Here is a 785-nt window from a genome sequence, read left to right on the forward strand (position 1 = left end):
GAAGATGAGATGCTAGTACAGCAATTCGACCACGTAGTAACAGTACCAACTGACCCACAATCAGGTCAGCCTTCTGGTCAACGTGTGCATAAGCCGTTCAAATTTACGGTTTCTCTAAACAAAGCTGTACCACTACTGTACAACGCATTGGCATCAGGTGAGAAGCTAAGCAACGTGGAACTAAAATGGTATCGCACGTCACTAGAAGGTAAACAAGAGAACTTCTTTACTACTCGCCTAGAAAATGCGTCTATCGTCGACATTCAGTGTGAAATGCCACACTGTCAAGACCCAGCAAAGGCGGACTTCACGCAAAACCTAGTGGTATCACTTGCATATCGTAAGATTACGTGGGATCACGTAAACGCAGGTACATCTGGTTCAGATGACTGGCGTCGTCCAATCGAGGCGTAATCCTCGTCTGAATGATCAGAATTTGATGTTCAGTACAACCAGTGGCAGAGGGAACTCTGGCGCTGGTTTCTGCATATATACCCAAGTGACTTTAGAAAAACGTTGAGGTTTCTTGGGTATATAAGAAGGCAAAGAAGGCGCAATGGATGGCTAAGCTAACGTTTACTCTGAATGTGGAAGGATTACCCGAAGAGACCTTTGTGGTGTCGGGGTACCAAGGTAAAGAGTGTTTATCGCAATCATTATGGGATGGCGCTGAACCCTATTTTGGTTTTCGCTACAAAATCGAGCTTGCGAGTCGACAATCCAGCATTGCGGTGCAGGACGTAGTGGATAAACCCGCTCACCTGATGATGAGTATCGATGGCGAG

1 protein-coding gene and 1 pseudogene are annotated in these 785 nt (G+C 46.1%); both read left to right on the forward strand.

Annotation, left to right across the window (positions count from 1 at the left end; genetic code table 11):
- Positions 1-414: Hcp family type VI secretion system effector (locus IRQ95_RS21925; RefSeq protein WP_194439913.1), on the forward strand; the 414-nt coding region annotated here is incomplete at its 5' end.
- A 146-nt stretch (positions 415-560) separates the two neighbouring features.
- Positions 561-785, forward strand: a pseudogene (locus tag IRQ95_RS21930) (type VI secretion system tip protein VgrG); the annotation flags it as partial.

This window comes from Vibrio fluminensis (assembly GCF_015278125.1).
Classification (GTDB): Bacteria; Pseudomonadota; Gammaproteobacteria; order Enterobacterales; family Vibrionaceae; genus Vibrio; species Vibrio fluminensis.